The 18449-nt window shown below is 59.7% G+C and carries 18 protein-coding genes; 7 read left to right on the top strand and 11 right to left on the bottom strand.

The window, feature by feature from the left end:
- Nucleotides 1–63 precede the first annotated feature (63 nt).
- The 3 genes from ACOYQJ_RS06655 to ACOYQJ_RS06645 form a co-directional block, all read right to left on the bottom strand.
- The gene (locus tag ACOYQJ_RS06655) at nucleotides 64–447 is read right to left on the bottom strand and encodes a hypothetical protein (protein ID WP_422905222.1); all 384 of its coding nucleotides are present in this window, start codon (nucleotides 445–447) and stop codon (nucleotides 64–66) included.
- A gap of 475 nt (nucleotides 448–922) precedes the next feature.
- On the bottom strand, nucleotides 923–2266 hold the full coding sequence (locus ACOYQJ_RS06650) for an NAD(P)H-dependent oxidoreductase (protein WP_422905221.1): 1344 nt from the start codon (nucleotides 2264–2266) through the stop codon (nucleotides 923–925).
- A gap of 115 nt (nucleotides 2267–2381) precedes the next feature.
- Nucleotides 2382–3614, bottom strand: coding sequence for an acyl-CoA dehydrogenase (locus ACOYQJ_RS06645; RefSeq protein ID WP_422905220.1), 1233 nt, complete (start codon nucleotides 3612–3614; stop codon nucleotides 2382–2384).
- Between the two features lie 387 nt (nucleotides 3615–4001).
- On the opposite strand from ACOYQJ_RS06645, the gene ACOYQJ_RS06640 reads away from it, so the two are divergent.
- Nucleotides 4002–5255 carry a leishmanolysin-related zinc metalloendopeptidase gene (locus ACOYQJ_RS06640; protein ID WP_422905219.1) on the top strand — a complete coding sequence of 418 codons (1254 nt, stop codon included), beginning with the start codon at nucleotides 4002–4004 and terminating at the stop codon, nucleotides 5253–5255.
- Between the two features lie 133 nt (nucleotides 5256–5388).
- Here ACOYQJ_RS06640 and ACOYQJ_RS06635 read toward each other — a convergent pair whose 3' ends face one another.
- The 6 genes from ACOYQJ_RS06635 to pedF all read right to left on the bottom strand — a co-directional run bounded on the left by ACOYQJ_RS06635 (nucleotide 5389) and on the right by pedF (nucleotide 11548).
- The gene (locus tag ACOYQJ_RS06635; protein ID WP_422905218.1) at nucleotides 5389–6174 is read right to left on the bottom strand and encodes an FAD binding domain-containing protein; all 786 of its coding nucleotides are present in this window, start codon (nucleotides 6172–6174) and stop codon (nucleotides 5389–5391) included.
- Nucleotides 6175–6279: 105 nt separating this feature from the next.
- Nucleotides 6280–8652, bottom strand: a complete 2373-nt coding sequence (locus ACOYQJ_RS06630; RefSeq protein WP_422905217.1) for a xanthine dehydrogenase family protein molybdopterin-binding subunit — start codon at nucleotides 8650–8652, stop codon at nucleotides 6280–6282.
- A 92-nt stretch (nucleotides 8653–8744) separates the two neighbouring features.
- Nucleotides 8745–9230 carry a (2Fe-2S)-binding protein gene (locus ACOYQJ_RS06625; protein WP_422905216.1) on the bottom strand — a complete coding sequence of 162 codons (486 nt, stop codon included), beginning with the start codon at nucleotides 9228–9230 and terminating at the stop codon, nucleotides 8745–8747.
- Between the two features lie 62 nt (nucleotides 9231–9292).
- A complete protein-coding gene (locus tag ACOYQJ_RS06620) occupies nucleotides 9293–9817 on the bottom strand; it encodes an SRPBCC family protein (protein ID WP_422905215.1) in 525 nt (174 codons plus the stop codon).
- An 89-nt stretch (nucleotides 9818–9906) separates the two neighbouring features.
- Nucleotides 9907–10830, bottom strand: coding sequence for a transporter substrate-binding domain-containing protein (locus ACOYQJ_RS06615; RefSeq protein WP_422905214.1), 924 nt, complete (start codon nucleotides 10828–10830; stop codon nucleotides 9907–9909).
- Between the two features lie 25 nt (nucleotides 10831–10855).
- Nucleotides 10856–11548, bottom strand: a complete 693-nt coding sequence (gene pedF / locus ACOYQJ_RS06610; protein WP_422905213.1) for a cytochrome c-550 PedF — start codon at nucleotides 11546–11548, stop codon at nucleotides 10856–10858.
- A gap of 181 nt (nucleotides 11549–11729) precedes the next feature.
- Between pedF and ACOYQJ_RS06605 the strand changes: the two genes are divergently transcribed.
- From ACOYQJ_RS06605 to ACOYQJ_RS06585, 5 genes are all read left to right on the top strand, one after another.
- Nucleotides 11730–12893: an ABC transporter substrate-binding protein gene (locus ACOYQJ_RS06605; RefSeq protein ID WP_422905212.1), complete on the top strand. Its 1164-nt coding sequence runs from the start codon at nucleotides 11730–11732 to the stop codon at nucleotides 12891–12893.
- Between the two features lie 86 nt (nucleotides 12894–12979).
- On the top strand, nucleotides 12980–13942 hold the full coding sequence (locus ACOYQJ_RS06600) for a YVTN family beta-propeller repeat protein (RefSeq protein ID WP_422905211.1): 963 nt from the start codon (nucleotides 12980–12982) through the stop codon (nucleotides 13940–13942).
- Nucleotides 13943–14006: 64 nt separating this feature from the next.
- Nucleotides 14007–14723: an ABC transporter ATP-binding protein gene (locus tag ACOYQJ_RS06595; protein ID WP_422905210.1), complete on the top strand. Its 717-nt coding sequence runs from the start codon at nucleotides 14007–14009 to the stop codon at nucleotides 14721–14723.
- Entirely contained in the window at nucleotides 14720–15511 is a 792-nt protein-coding gene (locus tag ACOYQJ_RS06590; protein ID WP_422905209.1) for an ABC transporter permease, read from the top strand. Before ACOYQJ_RS06595 ends, ACOYQJ_RS06590 begins: the two co-directional genes overlap by 4 nt.
- A gap of 32 nt (nucleotides 15512–15543) precedes the next feature.
- Nucleotides 15544–16080 carry a tetratricopeptide repeat protein gene (locus ACOYQJ_RS06585; protein WP_422905208.1) on the top strand — a complete coding sequence of 179 codons (537 nt, stop codon included), beginning with the start codon at nucleotides 15544–15546 and terminating at the stop codon, nucleotides 16078–16080.
- Nucleotides 16081–16134: 54 nt separating this feature from the next.
- Here ACOYQJ_RS06585 and ACOYQJ_RS06580 read toward each other — a convergent pair whose 3' ends face one another.
- Nucleotides 16135–16779, bottom strand: a complete 645-nt coding sequence (locus ACOYQJ_RS06580; protein WP_422905207.1) for an ABC transporter ATP-binding protein — start codon at nucleotides 16777–16779, stop codon at nucleotides 16135–16137.
- Between the two features lie 2 nt (nucleotides 16780–16781).
- Nucleotides 16782–17756 carry an ABC transporter substrate-binding protein gene (locus ACOYQJ_RS06575; RefSeq protein WP_422905206.1) on the bottom strand — a complete coding sequence of 325 codons (975 nt, stop codon included), beginning with the start codon at nucleotides 17754–17756 and terminating at the stop codon, nucleotides 16782–16784.
- Between the two features lie 160 nt (nucleotides 17757–17916).
- On the opposite strand from ACOYQJ_RS06575, the gene ACOYQJ_RS06570 reads away from it, so the two are divergent.
- Entirely contained in the window at nucleotides 17917–18321 is a 405-nt protein-coding gene (locus tag ACOYQJ_RS06570) for a c-type cytochrome (protein ID WP_422905205.1), read from the top strand.
- Nucleotides 18322–18449 lie beyond the last annotated feature (128 nt).

Genomic DNA, 18449 nt, shown 5'->3' with positions numbered 1-18449 from the left:
TCCTTCGGTTCCAAGGATCAGGTAAAGGGCGCGCCGCGCGGCCCGCTGGAAAGGCGCCCGGACTCAGGGCGTGGAAACGATGTTCAATCCCACGAGGATCGTCAGATGTGCCGCCTTGTCGGGGGATGTGTTCTGGACTTTGACAACGGACAGATCCGTGGCGAACAGCTTGACCGCCTCGCCAAACAGAACAATCGGCCCGGTCAGCGCGCGTTTGTCGCCGGTGCCCTGAACGGTCACTTTCCCGTCGTTCAGATCACTGGAAATCGCCAGGAAACTGACATTGTCGACCTTGTCGATCATCAGCTCAACATCCGTTTCAGCCCCGGCCGCATCAAAGCTGCGCGAAACAGACATACTGGCGTCCACCAGCAAAGTTCCCGCTGCACTTATACCTGAGCCGGAAGAGCCTCCGGCAGACAAAGACCAAGCGATAGATTCAGGCATTTTCCGCCCCTCCTCTATGTGAAAAAAACTTGCTTCAAAAAAACTTATGCAACTTAAGCAAGAGTTTCGGGTAGAGATGTGCGTTTGTCTAGAAATATTTTGGGTAACGGATTCTGCCGTTTATCCGAAGTGGATCAGGCCTGTGAACATGGGGAAGCTGTAGGGACTGGACAGGTGCATTTTGAATGCAAGTTTTTTTACAAATATAAATCAATTATATAGGCCGTACTATTCACCTAATTTGTGAAGATTCATACGGTGTTTGAAATACAAGTCTTCACTTCCGGCCAAGGTGCAATACCTGTGGCACCTTGCGAGATCCCGCCGACCCAACACACCTATAAAATGTACTGGCAAATGATTTTTTTGAACGGGTACTGCGGTGCTGGCCGATGTTTACCGACGGCTCGTGTCGTTCGCGTGCCGTTTGACCCAGCCTAAGGGCGGAGAAATATCCTCCGCCCTATATTTATTGTCAGCGCGGGCCCATCGTGCGGACCTGCTCTTGCCGCAGTTTGACCACGTCGAGGTCATCGACAAAATCCACGTCCGACATGCGCACGATCTGGTCGCGCCTGATGTCATTCTTGAGCTTGACGTGATGCGCCAACCCCATCGGCAGCGCGTCGATGGCAACCGATTGCGTCGCCGGGATCGCCTTGGCCCATGTGGCAAAGCCGCCCTCGCCGTCAAGATAGCTGCCTGCCTTGAGGTCAGACTTGGCCGTCGCCACCGCATCGCCGCGGAATTCGCGCGAACTACCGGTCGGTTCACCGCGCAGAACCGCAGACAGAACCGAGACCGAGGTTTCAAGGCCGATCAGGTGAAACGGCCGCCACATCGACCCGTACCAGCCTGATTTATCGGTCAAAAGTCCGTATTGCTCGAAACAGCCGCGGGTGTATTCGTCGGGGGCGCGGAAAGTCACGAACATGCCGTACTGGATGTTGTTGACCACCTTGCGCCCGTCCGGCTCCATACTGGCGGCGATATCGACAAGGCCGTTCTTGGGCAAACGCCCCCCCTCCGAAGCCGGTTTGAAAACCTGCGCCAGATCGTGCAAGCCGGTGGGATAAAACGCCAAGCCGTCGTCCGGACAGTCAAGGCCGGTGCCATTGGCCACGGCGGCCATCTCGATCGCAGCCTTGGTGCCATCGGTGAAGGAATTGTACATCTTGGGGTTAAAGTCCCCCTTGGCGACGAATTCCTCGGACCAGCCGAAATAGCCCCAGACGGTGTCGGGCGTGGAGTAACGATATTCCGGACGAAAATTCATACCCTTACCGGCGGATGTTAATTCAAAGCCGCAAGAGCGCACCCAATCCACCAATTCGCAGATGAACGCAGGCTGATCGCCATAAGCCATGGAATAGACCAAGCCTTTGTCGCGGGCCATCTTGCCCAGGATCGGGCCGACCATGACGTCAGCCTCGACGTTGACCATGACGATATGCTTGTTGCCTTCGATTGCTGCCAAGGCGTGGCGGGTTCCGGCCAGCGGATGGCCTGTCGCCTCGATGATGCATTCGATCCCTTCAAAAGCGCAAAGCGCCTTGGCGTCGTCCATCACATGGGTCTTGCCGGTGTCCATTGCATCACTCAGCGAAGTGGCGCTGTATTCGTCCTCTTCCCAGCCGGTGCGCGCAAGCGACTTGCGCACTTTGCCGACATCCAGATCGGCCACGCCCACAATATGATAGCCGTCGATCTTGCGCGCCTGCGCCAGCACCATCGAGCCAAATTTCCCGGCGCCAATCAGCCCGACACGTATGGGTTTGCCGTTGCCGGCGCGTTCAGCAAGCATTGCATGCAGGTTCATGGAATGGGTCCTCCCAGAAAGGTTTGACCGGACTTCATTCCTTTCGCACAAAAAGGGCAAGGGTTTCCCCTTGCCCTTTTGCTTAACGATCTTGCAAGTTTTGCTTCAATGAATTTTAGAAAAACGCCTGAAGCCCTGTCTGTGCACGGCCAAGGATCAACGCGTGAACGTCGTGCGTGCCCTCGTAGGTGTTCACGGTCTCAAGATTCAGCATGTGGCGGATCACCTGGAATTCGGCGGAAATGCCGTTGCCGCCGTGCATGTCCCGCGCCATCCGCGCGATATCCAGCGCCTTGCCGCAGTTGTTGCGTTTGAGAATGCTGATCATCTCGGGCGCGGCCTTGGCCTCGTCCATCAGGCGACCAACCCGCAGGCAACCCTGCAGGCCAAGGCTGATTTCGGTCTGCATATCGGCCAGTTTGCGCTGGAACAGCTGCGTCTGCGCCAGCGGCTTGTTGAACTGCTTGCGGTCCAACCCGTACTGGCGCGCTGCGTGCCAGCAGAATTCCGCAGCGCCCAAGGCGCCCCAAGCGATGCCATAGCGCGCCCGGTTCAAACAGCCAAACGGGCCTTTCAGCCCTTCCACATGCGGCAAAAGCGCCTCTTCTGAAACCTCGACACCGTCCAGCACGATCTCACCGGTGACCGAGGCGCGCAGGCTGAGTTTGTTGCCGATCTTCGGCGCGCTCAGCCCCTTTGTTCCCTTTTCCAGAACGAAGCCACGAATCTTGCCGCCATGAGCGTCCGATTTAGCCCAGACGACGAAGACATCGGCAATCGGCGCGTTGGAGATCCACATCTTGGAGCCGGTCAGCTTGTATCCCCCATCGATCTTTTCGGCGCGGGTCTTCATGCTGCCGGGATCAGACCCGGCGTCCGGTTCGGTCAGGCCGAAACAGCCGATCCATTCGCCGCTGGCCAGTTTGGGCAGGTATTTCTGCCGCTGCTCTTCGGATCCATAGGCATAGATCGGATACATGACGAGACTGGATTGTACGCTCATCATGCTGCGATAGCCGGAATCGACCCGCTCGATCTCGCGGGCAACCAGACCGTAGGCCACATAAGACGACCCGATCCCGCCGTATTCCTCGGGCACGGTCACGCCCAAGAGACCCATTTCACCCATTTCGGCAAAAACCTCGGGCGCGACGGTTTCCTCTTCAAAGGCCTGAATGATCCGCGGCGCCAGCTTTTCTTGCGCAAAGGCGCGGGCGCCATCGGCCAACATCCGTTCCTCATCGCTCAGCTGGTCGGTCAGGCGAAAGGCGTCTTCCCAATCGAACCGCCCCAGATCGGGGGCATCCTTGGGTTTGAGACTTGGGGCTTCGGGGCTGATCTTGTTCATCGTTGTCTCCTTCAATTGGGCGCTAGCATACCCTTGTCAGAGCCAAGTGAAAGCCCCTGCCCGGCCTAAAGAAATCACAGGCCTTTTGGGACGTGGGGTAACTGAAAAAAACTGTCCAGATGGCGGTACCGATCCGCGCGGACCTGCCATTCACCGCAGGTTTGTTGGACCGCTGGCCCTGCGAGGCGAACGCAACAATGACAACCGTTCAAAAATCGTAAAGCGCCCTCCTGACAAGCCGTTCGATTTTTCACGATGGAAAGATATGGAATGCACTCGGTAGATGATACTCTTGGCGTCAGTTTTAGAACCCGGGTCGCAACCATGCTTTTCCAATTTTCAAACAAAACCCCTTTCTTGGCAGCGCCTTTGCCGACTTGGCAGGTCATGGAAAATGACTTTCGGGCCGAGCCCGGTTTTGTTCCGGAAACGGCCCTTCGTCTGCACGGCACGTTCGACGGAGCCAGCGCAGTTCACGCCATTTCTGTTGACGAGACCGGCCAAGCGAGCGCTTTGGCAGAGGCGGACGCAGACATGCAAAGCTATAGCGCTGTTTGTGACCAGGGCCGGACCGCGCCAAACTCTCAAGTTCGGGGTCACAGCCAAAGCGTCGTTGAGGTTGACGTTGTTGCTTTGACCATCGCCGATGATGGCCGTTCAGGCACCGCACCGGCTTCGGAGACGCTTGAGGATATCGATCCCGATCCGGCGCCGCCGCCGGTGGACCAGCCGGAAGAACCAGATGTCCCAACGGATCAGGGCCGACCGGAAGGTTCAGTCCCCGGAACACCTCGGGATTCGCCTCCAAGCCTTCCTCCGGGCGATGACAACGCCGATTACGGCCGCCCGCCCGGCGCGTTGCCTGACCCGCCACCGGATACCGGCATCGTCGATATGTATACCAGCGGCGGCCCGGCAGGCACGTCGTACAATGTCACGATCGAATTCGTCGGCATCTGGACGGCGCAATTGCAGGCGGCCTTTATTGAAGCTGCCGATTATCTCAGTTCGATCATCCTTGCGGATCTGCCAGACGCCATTATTGGCGGTACGGTGATTGACGACATCAAGATCACCGCAACGCTTGAGGTGATTGACGGCGTTGGCGGGATACTGGGCAGCGCAGGTCCGCAGCAACTTCGCGGTGACGGCACATATCTGCCCGTGACGGGGGCTATGACCTTTGACAGCGCCGATGCTGAAAACCAGTTCAGTCTCGGGAATTGGGAAACCATTGTGCTGCATGAAATGATGCACTCTTTGGGCTTTGGCACATTATGGTCTCTGATCGGGCTGACCAGCGGCTCTGTCACCGGCGGGGACATGCGGTTTGTTGGCGTGAACGCCACCGACACCTACCAGACGGAATTCCCCGGCATCGCAGGGTCCGATCCCGGGTCATTGTCGGGTGTTCCGGTTGAAACCGACGGCGGGCCCGGGACCGCAGGCGGTCACTGGGATGAATTCCTGTTCAATGAGGAAATCATGACAGGCTACGTGGATACAGGCGGCTATGTGTCGGATATGACAATCGCCGCGTTGGAGGACATGGGCTATGATACCGTCTTCGACAATCCATACAGCCAAACCGACCTGAGCGGGCCAATCCCGGCGGATCCTTTGCTGGATCTGTTCGTCTGACAGGGCCGGGCGTGGCCGCGGCAGACTGAAATCCAGTCCCTTGGATGTGCACCGGACCTCAATCCTTTCCGGCGCCCAAAAAAAATACCCCCCGGCCCGCAAAGGCCGGAGGGGTGTTTTCAGACAGTCGCAATCAGCCTGCCGCGGCAACCGCACGCTTGGTCATCACACCCACCAGATGCGCACGGTAAGCGCCCGATCCGTGCAGGTCCGAGATCATGTCATCGCCGGAAATGGACAGGCCGTCGACGGCTTCGGGTGCGAAATTGGCAGACAGCGCCTCTTCCGCCTCGGTCCAGCGGAACACGCCGTCATTCGATGCGCCGGTCACCGCCACGCGCACGCCATCGGCGCCCTTGGTGACAAAGACCCCAACCAGAGCGAAGCGCGAGGCAGGTTGCTCGAACTTCATGTAGGCTGCCTTTTCCGGGATCGGAAATTTGACGCCGGTGACGATCTCACCTTCTTCCAGTGCCGTGGTGAACATGCCCTGGAAATAGTCGTCCGCCGCAATTTCGCGCGTGTTCGTCACGATGGTCGCGCCACTTGCCAAAGCCGCGGCGGGATAGCAGGCCGAGGGGTCATTGTTGGCAAGGCTGCCGCCAATGGTCCCGCGGTTGCGCACCGCAGGGTCACCGATGTTGCCCGCGAGCGCCGCAAGGGCCGGATAGGCGCCAGCCTCAGCGGCCACGGTCGCATGGTTGGTCCCGCCACCGATGGTCAGAACACCGCCTGCCTCGCTCACGCCCTTCATCTCATCGATGCCGGTCAGGCTGACCAGAACCGACGGCGAAGCCAAACGCTGCTTGAGCGTCGGGATCAAAGTCTGACCGCCACCCAGGGCTTGCGCCTCGTCCTGACCCAACGCCGAGACCGCATCGGCCAGGCTGGTGGGTCGTACTACGTCGAATGAATACATCTTTTCTTCCTCCTAGGACCGAAACGGGCGCGGTGCCCCTGTTTCATTGGTCCAGAAATATCCTCGGGGGGTCCGGGGGGCAGACAGCCCCCCGGCGCTCTCCAATCAACCGTGCATCGCGGCCCAAACGCGCGACGGCGTCGCGGGCATGTCGATATGGTCCACTTTGTGGCCACCCGATTGCAGCGCGTCAATGATCGCGTTGATCACTGTCGGCGGTGAGCCGATGGCCCCGGCCTCACCGCAGCCCTTCACACCCAGAGGGTTGTGCGTACAAGGAGTCTGGCAGCTGTGATCGACCACGTAGCTTGCCATATGCGGCAGGTTGTCAGCGCGCGGCATCGCGTAATCCATGTAGGACGCGCTCAGCAGCTGGCCGTTCTCATCATACGAGCAGTTTTCAAGCAGTGCCTGACCGATACCCTGTGCGATCCCGCCCTGAACCTGACCTTCGACAATCATCGGGTTGACGACATTGCCAAAGTCGTCCGCCGAGACGAACTTGAGGATGCTGACTTCGCCGGTGTCGGGATCGACCTCGACTTCGCAGCCATAGGCCCCGGCCGGATAGGTGAAGTTCGACGGGTCGTAGAACGCCGTCTCTTCCAGACCCGGTTCAAGATCTTCCAGCGGGTAGTTGTGCGGCACATAGGCGGCAAGGGTCACATCGCCCCAAGCCACGGATTTGTCCGTGCCGGCCACGCTGAACGATCCATCCTTCAGTTCGATATCAGCCTCAGAGGCTTCAAGCAGGTGGCTGGCGATCTTCTTGGCCTTGTTGATGATCTTCTCGGTCGCACGCACCATGGCCGAACCGCCAACCGCCAAGGAACGGGAGCCATAGGTGCCCATGCCCATCGGCGCATTGTTGGTATCGCCATGCACGATCTCGATCATGCTTTCGTCGATGCCGATCATTTCCGCGATCACCTGCGGGAAGGCTGTTTCGTGGCCCTGACCGTGGCTGTGCGAACCGGTCATGACAACCAGACCGCCGGTGGCATTCACCCGCACGGTGGCGGATTCATACAGACCGGCTCGGGCGCCAAGCTGCCCGACAAGGTTCGACGGCGCGATGCCGCAAGCCTCGATAAAGCAGTTGATGCCAAGGCCGCGCAGCTTGCCGCGGGATTCGCTTTCCTTGCGACGCGCTTCAAAGCCTTCACGGTCGATCAGCTCCAGCATCTTGTCCATCGTGGCGTGGTAATCGCCGGTGTCGTATTCCACCGCGACCGGAGTCTGATAGGGGAATTCGGTGATGAAGTTCTGACGACGCAGTTCCACCGGATCAACGCCAAGCTCGCGCGCGGCCTTGTCGATCACCCGCTCGACCTGGAAAGTCGCCTCGGGGCGCCCGGCGCCGCGATAGGCGTCAACCGGAACCGTGGTGGTGAAGACGGCTTTGACGTTGGTATAGACCAGCGGTGTCTTGTAGTTGCCCGCCAGCAGCGTGCCGTGCAGCCAAGTGGGAACCGACGGTGCGAAGGTGGACAGATAAGCGCCCATATTCGCGTAGGTCTCGCAGCGCAGCGCCGTAAAGTTGTTGTTTTCGTCCAACGCCAGTTCGATCTTGGTCACGTGATCGCGGCCATGGGCGTCGGACATGAAGGCTTCCGAACGGCTCGACGTCCATTTGACAGGTCGGTTGCAGGCCTTGGCGGCAAAAGTGCAAAAGGCTTCTTCGGCGTAGTGGAAGATCTTGGTGCCGAAACCGCCACCCACATCGGGGGCCACGACGCGCAGCTTGTGCTCGGGGATACCAAGGACAAAGGCGCCCATCAGCAGCCGGATCACATGCGGGTTTTGCGAGGTGGTGTAGAGCGTGCTGTCGCCGGTGCCACGGCTGTAATCGCCAACGGCGACGCGCGGTTCCATCGGGTTTGCGACGAGGCGGTTGTTGACCAGCTCAAGCGTGGTCACATGCGCGGCGTCCGCGATCGCCTGATCGACGGCGGCCTTGTTCTCTTCGACAAAGCCCCAGTCATAGCACAGGTTGTCGGCCAGATCGTCGTGCACCTTGGGGGCGCCTTCGGCCAGCGCGGCCTTCATGTCGACAACGGCAGGCAATTCGGTGATGTCGAGATCAATCGCCTCGGCGGCATTGCGCGCCTCTTCGAGGCTGTCTGCAACGATAGCGGCAATCGGATCGCCGACGTGGCGTACCTTGCCTTGGGCAAGAACCGGGTGGGCCGGCTCTTTCATCGGTTGGCCGTGCTTGTCAGTCACGCACCAGCCACAGGGCAGACCGCCAATGCCTTCGAAATCCGCGCCGGTAAAGATGCGCACCACGCCGGGCATGCCGTCGGCTGCCGAGGTGTCGATGTTGTTGATGGTGCCATGCGCCACGTCAGAACGCAGGAAATATACATAGGCCTGGCCATGTATGTTGATATCGTCGGTGTAATTGCCGGCGCCGGTCAAAAAGCGGATGTCTTCGCGCCGCTTCGGGCTTGCGCCAATGCCATGATCTTTCGGCATGGGTTTATTCCTCCCTTGGGGACGGCGGGGATGATCCCGCCATACAAATCCTGCGCAGCGCGGGGGTGATCCCCCGCAGCCGCGCGTGAAAATCACTCGGCTGCGATGGACGTGACGTCCTGACCGCTGGCTGCCATGATCGCCTTGACGATGTTATGGTACCCGGTGCAACGGCAGATATTGCCTTCGAGGTAGTCGCGCACTTCCGCTTCGGTCGGCTTGGGATTGTCTTTCAGCAGCGCCGCTGCCGACATCACCATGCCGGGCGTGCAGAAACCGCACTGAAGGCCGTGATGATCCTGAAACGCCTGCTGGATCACACCCAACGAGCCATCGGCATTTGCCATGCTTTCGATGGTCGAAACTTCGGCACCCTCGGCCTCGGCGGCAAACATCGTGCAGCCCTTGACCGCCGCACCGTTCACATGGATCACGCAGGCGCCGCACTGAGACGTATCGCAGCCGACATGCGTGCCGGTGAGGCTCAGTTCGTCGCGCAGGAATTCAGTCATGAGCGTATTGCCCTTGACCGACTTGGTGACGGTTTTGCCGTTCACCGTCATCGTTACTTCTGCCATTTCACTCCTCCCTTAGGAATATTAGTCCGTTTTTTCAATTGATTGGCCTTGGCTCGGGAAACTTAGCCCGAAACCATCCGCTTGAACCAACCCTTTTTCTTGTGCTCGGTGCCGTGACCTTCTTCGGCTTCGGTTTCATCCGACGGGCCTTCGACAGCTTCTTGAAAATTGTTGAAGAACTGGTCCGCCATCTTCTTGGCGAAACCGTCGATAATGCGGCTGCCAAGTTGCGCCAGCTTGCCGCCGACCTTGGCTTCGACCTCGTAAGTCAGCAGCGTGCCGCCGTTATCGCCGGGCGCCAGGGTCACTACCGCGCCGCCCTTGGCAAAGCCCGCTGCGCCGCCTTTGCCTTCGCCGTTCAGCGTCACCTTGTTGGGCGCCTCGACATCGGCAAGGGTCACCTGGCCCTTGAAGGTGGCCTTTACCGGACCGACCTTCTGGACAACCGTCGCCTCAAAGCCGTCTTCGGCGCTGCCAGACATTTCAGTGCAGCCCGGAACGCATTCTTTCAGGACGTCCGGGTTCAGTATTGCTTCCCAGACCACCTGTTGAGGTGCGTTGATCTGGCGGGAATCGCTCATTTGCATGGGGGTATGTCCTCTTCCTTGGATGCCAGCCTAGGCGGGAAAGCCCGGCGTGGCATATTAGACCAATGGCTTACGCCGGTTCTTGAAACTCACCATTGCGGAGGGTGATGGCTCAGGCCGTAAGATTCGAATATCTCAGCGATCCTGCCATTCCCCAATGCTTCTACCACCGCGTCATCCACGCTGTAGAAAAGGCCACGGTAGGCGAAATGCACTGCAGTCCCAAGCGGCCATTTCGATTTTGCCAATCCGGCCAGGGGCGGTTCGTGAATCGCTACGCCGTCGCCTGCGAAAAACTCAAGCTGCGTGCGCGGGCCCATGGCGGCCATCGTCTCGCCCGCGTTCAGCGCCTCCATCGCGGCCTGCATCGTCGGATAACGCCGCACACCCTTGCCGGTCTGCCCGCCGGCAAAGCTGGTCAGGTAGAAATCCGCAATCGAGTCGTTCTCGACCGCGACGGTATCAAAGCGGAAATAGGCAGGCACCGGGCCACCATCGGGATACTCGGCCTCGCGGTAGGCGATGGCGATGGCCTCCTCCTGATAGACACCGGGAAAGACAACTTGCTCAACCCGGCATTTGAAAGTTGAATCGTAGGGCACCCGCATCATCATGTTGGAGACAGCGCCGCCGAGCAAAGGCCCCTTCCAGATGTTGTAGCGCAGATCCGCATCAAGGTTTTCACCGGCGGCAACAAAGTTGAACCGCGCCTCGACGCCGATATATTTCGCGATCTCGCGGGCAACATCAACGTCGACACCGCGCGCCTTTCCGTCTTCCAGCCAACTGTATGGCGGATAGTCGTCGTAGACCGCGACCGTCATATAGCCGCGTTCTACGATCTGGTCATAATCTTGCCCGACGATGTCGCGGCTGGCGTTCTGCGGCTTGGCTTGGGGCACGTAATCGGCGCAGGGGTCGTTGGCAAAAGCGGGTCCGCTGAGGGTCACGGCCAGCAGGGCCGCAGCTACTCCCCGGCCAAACCTGCCGATGGCATCTGCCTGTCGCATCATCACGCGCCTCCCCTGCCCGTTTTGATCAGTGTGCCGCTGACAACCCGATGGTCAAGGCCTCGGCTGCGTGGCGAAAGCCTTCCTGCGTGCCGTCGACCAGCCGAGCGGCGCGGCTGGCCGCACTGTCGGCAACCGGCGCACCAGACAGGGTTTCGATCCCGGCGGCAATGTCGCTCAGGCGTGCTTTGACCGCATCGCTGTCCGCGCCTTCCGGCGCTTCGGCCCAAGCGGCCAGTTCATCGCGGATGCCTTTCAGTTCGTCAGCAACCTCTTCCATCGAGGCGTCGTCAGGGCGGGTTTCGATATAGGTACGGATCGCCCAAGCCGCGTCTTGCCCCAACAATTCCCCAAAGGCGGGCATTTTGGTGATGCCGTTCTGAGTATAGCCTGTCTGGAACCGCTCAACGAACCATTCGTCGCCAAATTCCTCGGCTTCGAGAAAGCGCAGATCCGGCGCCAGCCCGCCCGAGATTACCTCGAGCCCGTGGCAGCGCGCGCAGTTCTGATTATAGCCCGAGGCACCGATTTCCACCGCTTTGGCCCAAACCTCTTCGCCCGCCGCTTCGGCGCGATAGGGGTTTTCGGTCAGCCATTCTTCGCCGGTCTCCGGCAGGCCCGTGGTGTCCACCGCCTGCGGGGTTACATCGCCGTGCGCCAGCGCCAGCACCGGCGTCAGGATAAGGGCGCCAAGGGCAGCTGTCAGGGTCAATTTGGTCATGTCGTTTCCTCCCGGATGATCTCCGTTCCCGTTGATCATAGGGTGTAGGCCATGCGGCCCCTGCAGCACTATTGGACTTTCGTGGCGCGAAACCCCGAAAGCGGGCCGGGAAAACTGCACCTTGGTCGTATTGAGGTGCCCCGCCTCTCAGATAGCCTGTGCTTCGGGAGGAGCGTCAGACATGCTCAAAAAGATCGCCGCGATTGGGGCTTTGGTCGCGCTGTTTGGCAGTTCTGCGCAGGCAGCCGATATTGTCGTGCACTATCTGCGCCAAGAGGTGGTTCAGCCGCCGACCCTGTCAAATCTGGACCCGGTGCCGGAAGATCTGGGGCTGCGCGGCGCCGAACTGGCGCTGGCCGACAACCAGACCACCGGGCGCTTTCTGAATCAGACCTGGGGATTGACCACAACATCCGTGGCCCCCGGGGGTGACTTCATCGAAGCCGTCCGTGCGGCGCTTGGTGCAACGGACCTGGTTATTCTCGATGCGCCCGCCGACGCCATGCTTGCCGCCGCCGATCTGCCCGAAGCCAAGGCCGCGCTGCTGTTCAATGTCGCCGCGCCCGACACCCGTCTGCGCGGCCAGGACTGCCGCGCCAACCTTCTGCACACCTTGCCTTCGCGCGCCATGCTGTCGGACGCGCTGATGCAGTTCTTTGTGAAACGCAAATGGACCAAGATCGCCATGATTGACGGGGAAGGCCCGGGCGATGCCGCCATGGCCGAAGCTTTCGAACGCTCGGCAATCAAGTTCGGCCTCAAGATCCGCGCCCGCAAGACCTGGGCCTTTGACGCCGACATGCGCCGCAACGCCAGCCAGGAGGTGCCGCTGTTCACCCAGGATCTTGGCGACTACGACGTGCTGATGGTCGCCGATGAGGCCAATGATTTCGCCCGGTACATCCCCTATAACACATGGCTCCCGCGCCCTGTCGCTGGCGCTGAAGGGTTGACCCCCAAAACTTGGGATCACGTGGTGGAACAATGGGGCGCGGCGCAACTGCAATCGCGTTTTGAAGCCCTGTCAGGCCGCGCCATGCAGGACAGGGACTATGCCGCATGGGCCGCCCTGCGCGCCCTTGGCGAAGCCGTGACCCGCACCAAGGCCAGCGAAGCGCCGACACTACGAGCCTATATGCTGGGCGAAGATTTCGAACTGGGCGGCTTCAAGGGGCGCCCCCTGACCTTCCGTGCGTGGAATGGCCAATTGCGCCAACCTATCCCGCTCACCCATCGCGGCGCGCTTGTCGCTCAGGCCCCCCTCGAAGGCTTCCTGCACCGCAATTCCGAACTTGACACGCTTGGCCTCGATCAGCCCGAAACCCCTTGTACGGCTTTCAACTGAGATGTCCTTCGCTGGTCCATAAAAATCCCGGGCAACGCGAGGGGCTGGCCCCTCGCATCCGCCCCGCAAACACAAAGGCAAACGCCATGAAATATACGCCGCTACTTTCTGCCCTGCTGCTGTCTGCCCCGGCATTCGCCGATGAAATCTGGGTGACGAACGAAAAGGACGACAGTATTTCGGTCATCGACATCGGCACGCTCGAGGTCACCCGCACCATTCCCACGGGCGAACGCCCACGCGGGATCATCTTCGCCCATGACTATTCCGTGGTCTATATCTGCGCGTCCGACAGCGATGCCGTACAGGTCATGGACCCGGAAACCGGCGAAATTCTCTACGATCTGCCCTCGGGGGAAGACCCCGAACAATTCGCCCTGCATCCCGATGGTCGCCATCTCTATATCGCCAACGAAAACGACGCGATCACCACCGTGGTCGACACCCAGACTCGTCAGGTGGTGGCACAGATCGACGTTGGAATCGAGCCAGAGGGCATGGCCGTTTCGCCCGATGGCAAGATCGCCATCACGACCAGCGAAACCACCAATATGGCGCATTGGATCAATACCGAAACGCAAGAGCTTTTTGCCAATACCCTCGTCGATAGCCGCCCGCGCGATGCCGAATTCGTCAAAGACGGAACCGAGCTTTGGGTGTCTTCCGAGATTGGTGGATCAATCAGCGTTTTCGACGTTGCGACACAGACCGAAAAGGCCAAGATCACGTTCGCTCTGCCCAACATCCACCCCGACCGCATCCAACCCGTCGGGTTCGAACTGGACGCGGACGATACCTATGCCTTCGTCGGTCTGGGGCCCGCAAACCACCTTGCGGTTGTCAATGCCAAGACCTTTGAGGTCGAAGACTATATCCTTGTCGGTCGCCGCGTCTGGCACATGGCGTTCAATGCCGACAAATCCTTGCTTTTCACCACAAACGGCGTGTCAGGTGACGTGACCGTTGTGGATGTGGCGGCGCGAAAGGCGTTGAAATCCATTAAGGTCGGTCGCTTCCCTTGGGGCGCGGCGCTGCGCCCGACCAATTGATCGCGCGAGGATTGACCGATTTCATGCGCAATTTGACGCAAGCTGGTGATATGAACAAACAGCCATGACCCTCAGCATCACCGATCTTTCGTTTTCTTACGGCGCCAAACAGGCGCTGGACGGTGTTTCCTTCACAGCGCATCCGGGCCGGTTCACCGCGCTGCTTGGCCCCAATGGCGCGGGGAAATCGACACTTTTCGCGCTTCTGACCCGGCTTTTCACCACGCATCAGGGGCGGATCGAGATCGCAGGCATTGATCTGGCAAAAACGCCACGCTTGGCGCTGGCGCAGATGGGAATCGTCTTTCAACAGCCCACTCTGGATCTTGATTTGACCGTTCGGCAGAACCTGAGCTATTTCGCAGCGCTGCATGGCCTGTCCGGAGCCGATGCGCAAACCCGCATCGACGCAGCGCTTGACCGGTTGGGCATGCGCGAACGTGCCTCCGAAAAAGCCCGCGCGCTGAACGGCGGCCATCGCCGGCGCACCGAGATTGCCCGCGCCTTGTTGCACAGTCCCAAGGTGTTGCTGCTGGACGAACCCACGGTCGGGCTCGACGCCGCCTCTCGCGCCGCGATCACCGATCACCTGCACGATCTGGCCGAACAGGACGATCTGACGGTTCTTTGGGCCACTCACCTGACCGATGAAGTGCGTCCCTGCGACGATCTGATCCTGCTGCACCAAGGACGGATCAAAGCCACTGGCCGCGCTGGCGAATTGCACGGCAAAGAGACGCTGTCTGATTGGTTCCTTGCCCAGACCAGGGCACCCGCATGACCCCCTACGCCACAGCCTTTGGCGCCATCACCACCCGCGAGGCGCTTCGCTTCATTCACCAGCGCGAACGATTTCTGGCGGCGCTTGTCCGCCCCTTGGTCTGGCTATTGGTTTTTGCCGCGGGCTTTCGCGCCGCGCTTGGGCTGTCAATCACGGCGCCCTACCAAACCTATATCACCTACGAGACCTACATCGTCCCGGGGCTTTGTGGAATGATATTGCTTTTCAATGGGATGCAAAGCTCTCTTAGTCTTGTGTATGATCGTGAAATGGGATCGATGCGATTGCTTCTCACGGCGCCGCTTCCGCGTTGGTTTCTATTGTTTTCAAAGCTTTGCGGGGCAACATTCATCGGAATTCTTCAATGCTATGCCTTCCTGGCGGTCGCCAGCCTGTTCGGCATCACCGCGCCGCTTTGGGGCTATCTCGCGGTTCTTCCCGCGCTGGTGCTTTCGGGCCTGATGCTTGGCGCTTTGGGACTGGCACTTTCCAGCTTTATCAAACAGCTCGAGAATTTCGCCGGGGTCATGAACTTCGTCATCTTCCCGATGTTCTTTCTCAGCTCTGCCCTCTATCCTCTTTGGAAGATGGCGGAATCTTCGAAGCTCTTACATGACATCTGCCAGGCAAACCCATTCACCCACGCGGTCGAGCTGATCCGTTTTGCGCTATATCAGCAATTCAACGGCTGGGCGCTGCTTTGGACAATTTTGGCCGCCACCTGTTTCATGCTATTGGCGCTGTGGGGCTACGATCCTGCGCGCGGCCTTGTCAGGCGCAAGAAATGAGCCATTTTGTCCCCTGTCTAAGGAGAACGACCATGTTCACACGATCCGCGATGTTCCTGATTTTGGTGACCGGCGCCGCGCCGGTGTTCGCGGATGATTTCGGCACTTTGAATCCGGATGAAATGACATGGAAACACATGCTGGACCGCGCGGATCGTGGTGAGACCGGGATGGCACTTTGCTCCAGCGGTTACATGATGACCAAGTCTGGCGATCACGAAAGCGCACGTCGGATTTTCGAGGCCTGCGCCAAAGCCGGGTATACCGGGACGATGACCTGGATGTCCTATATGGAAAACAATGGCTTCGGCGGTGAGTATAATCCGGACGCGTCAGCGGAATGGGACCGCCGCGCCGCCGAATTGGGCGATCCGGTGGGCAAATTCAATCACGGACTGAACTTGATCCGGGGACATGGTATCGCGCGCGACGAAGCATTGGGCCGTCAATATATCGACGAAGCCGCCAAAGACGGTCTGCCTATCGCCAAGCGAATGCAAGCGGCCGATTATGATCCGGACGAGGTGACACCAGATGCCGACAACTGGCGGTACGCCAAATCGTTCTGAGGTTTCAGGATCTTAGGGCCATCCCCTTAGACAAGACGCGAAGATTAACCAACCTTATCTGTCCGTTAACACTGCCGGGCTGCCCGATAACCGCAGGACGCGATCTGCCAGCCTGCGCGCTTCGGCTTCTGAATGCGTCACAAGCAGTGTCGTGACGTCCCGCCTGGCCCTGAGGTTTTCGAACAGGGTCATCATGTCATCGGCCAATGCCTCGTCGAGCGAAACAAAGGGTTCGTCCATCAACAGCAGTTCGGGGTCAGCCGCAAAGGCGCGGGCCAGGGCCATGCGGCGTTGCTGTCCAAGGCTGAGCAAGCGAGGGAAATCGTCGCCGCGCCCACCAAGCCCAACTTCGTCGAGCACGGATTCAGCCTTTTCCTTGGTGGCGCCAACGGTCAGGCAGATGTTGTCCCGCAGATTGCGCCAGGGCAGCAAGGTCGGTTCTTGAAAGACCATGGCCAGGCGCTTCGGCGTCTCGACACAGCCGCGATGGCGGGTTTCGATCCCCGCCAGAACCCGCATCAGGGTGGTTTTCCCAACGCCCGAAGGCCCGGTCAGCGCAACGGTTTCGCCGCGGTGAAGATCGAAAGCGACAGCGCCCAACACAGCCCGTCCGCCAAGGCTGAGACCCGGCAAAGACAGGCGGGCCACAAGGGTGCCCGCCTGATTTGAAGCATCATGCACGAGGCGCAGCCCGGCCATCTTTACGATCCGGGCTGAACAAATAGCCCCTCGGGAAGCTCGGTTGCTGTCCCGACCAGATCAGATCCGCCCAAGTCCGCCATAAGTTTCAACATCTTGCCGGCGGCCACTTCGTCGACGGGACCGGGCTTTGGAATCCCGGCGACATAGCCCGCTTTCAGCGCTGTGAACTGCGCGTCGGTCGCGGCGTTCATGCGTGGGCGCAGGCGGTCCCATTCGGCATCAGAAGTGGACAGCAGATCCTTGGCATCGCGGGAGGCATCAGCCAGCGCCTTCACAAGTTCGGGGTTCTCGCGCAGCAATTCGCCCTTCAGGACATAGCCCAACAGCGGTGTTTGCGGATCCAGTCCCAGCGCCGTGGCAGCCTCATCGACCGTCACCAGCGGCCTCATTCCAGCCGCTTCCATCTTGGCCAGAAAGTGCCAAAAGTTGATGGCGCCAGCCAATTCCCCCTGAAGCGCGGTTTTGAAGATCAGCGGCGGCGCGCCAAAGACCTGCTCGGTCTCGGCGGCCAGATCCATACCGTATTCCTGTTCGGCAAAGGCGCGCAGGATCAACCAACTTTTGTCCAAGGGCCCGCCCGCGATGCCGATCTTCTGACCTTTCAGGTCCGCAAGGCTTGTGGCTGTCGAATCTCCGGCCACCATGACGGCACCAACAGCGCGACTATAGGGCACAAAGACAAAGTCATGCCCTGCCGCGCGCTGGCGTGCCACCCACAGCCAGTCCGAGACGATCACATCCGCGGCGCCGCCCTGAAAGGCCACCTGCGCCGCCGAGCTGCCCGCCACGCCTTGAACCTGCAGATCAAACCCGTGGGCGGCGTCGAATTCGTTGCTTTTGATGACGTCCAGTTCCCAGTTGACGGTGCCGTATTCCAGCACGGCGGCGCGCAGAACCGGCGTTTCGGCAAGGGCTGCGCCCGCGGTCATTACCAACGCGGCGGCGGTCCCGGTCAGGAATCTCATAATGCTCATGTTTCTCCTCCCAGAGATGTCTTGACGCTAGAGTATCAGCCCGGAAAGCGCCAGATATACGACCAATGGACAGGGCGTGACGGCCGATCCGTTGACATGGATCAACATAATGAAACCCGCCGGGCCTATCTTGGGCGCAGACCATGAAAGGACTAAAACGATGCGCTCAATCCCGATGATTTTTGCCGCCTGCCTTGTCGCCGCGCCGGTGTTGGCCGACACCTTTGAAGAGGTGAAAGTGACTGCTGGCAAAACCTTGTTCGATGGCGAATGTCGCCGCTGCCACGCAGTGGACGCCAATGACCCGTCTTACGGCCCGCCACTGGAGAACGTTCTGTACCGCGCTGCCGGCAGTTACGAGGGCTACGACTATTCGATCGCTCTTGAGGCTTCGGGGATTGTCTGGACGCCGGCAGCCCTGCGTGCGTGGATGGAAGATAACGACGGCTTCATGCCCGGCACCAAGATGCGCCATGTCGGGATCGAGGACCGCACCGTTCAGGACTTTATCCTTGCCTATCTGGCATCGATAAGCCCGCAGGATAACAAGGCGATATCCAAGTAAGTCGCTGCGTCAAATGAATCTTCCTCCCCCGCGCGGGCCAATGGCTGGCGTGGGGTTATGGCCCATGTGGGTCAGGTGATGCCTGTACAGAGTCGCTGATTCCAAAGGTGGTACGAATCGATCACCTG

The organism is Pacificoceanicola algae (assembly GCF_049341065.1).
Classification (GTDB): Bacteria; Pseudomonadota; Alphaproteobacteria; order Rhodobacterales; family Rhodobacteraceae; genus Pacificoceanicola.
The sequence above is the reverse complement of the archived record's forward strand: the minus strand, read 5'-3'. Positions and strand labels throughout refer to the sequence as shown.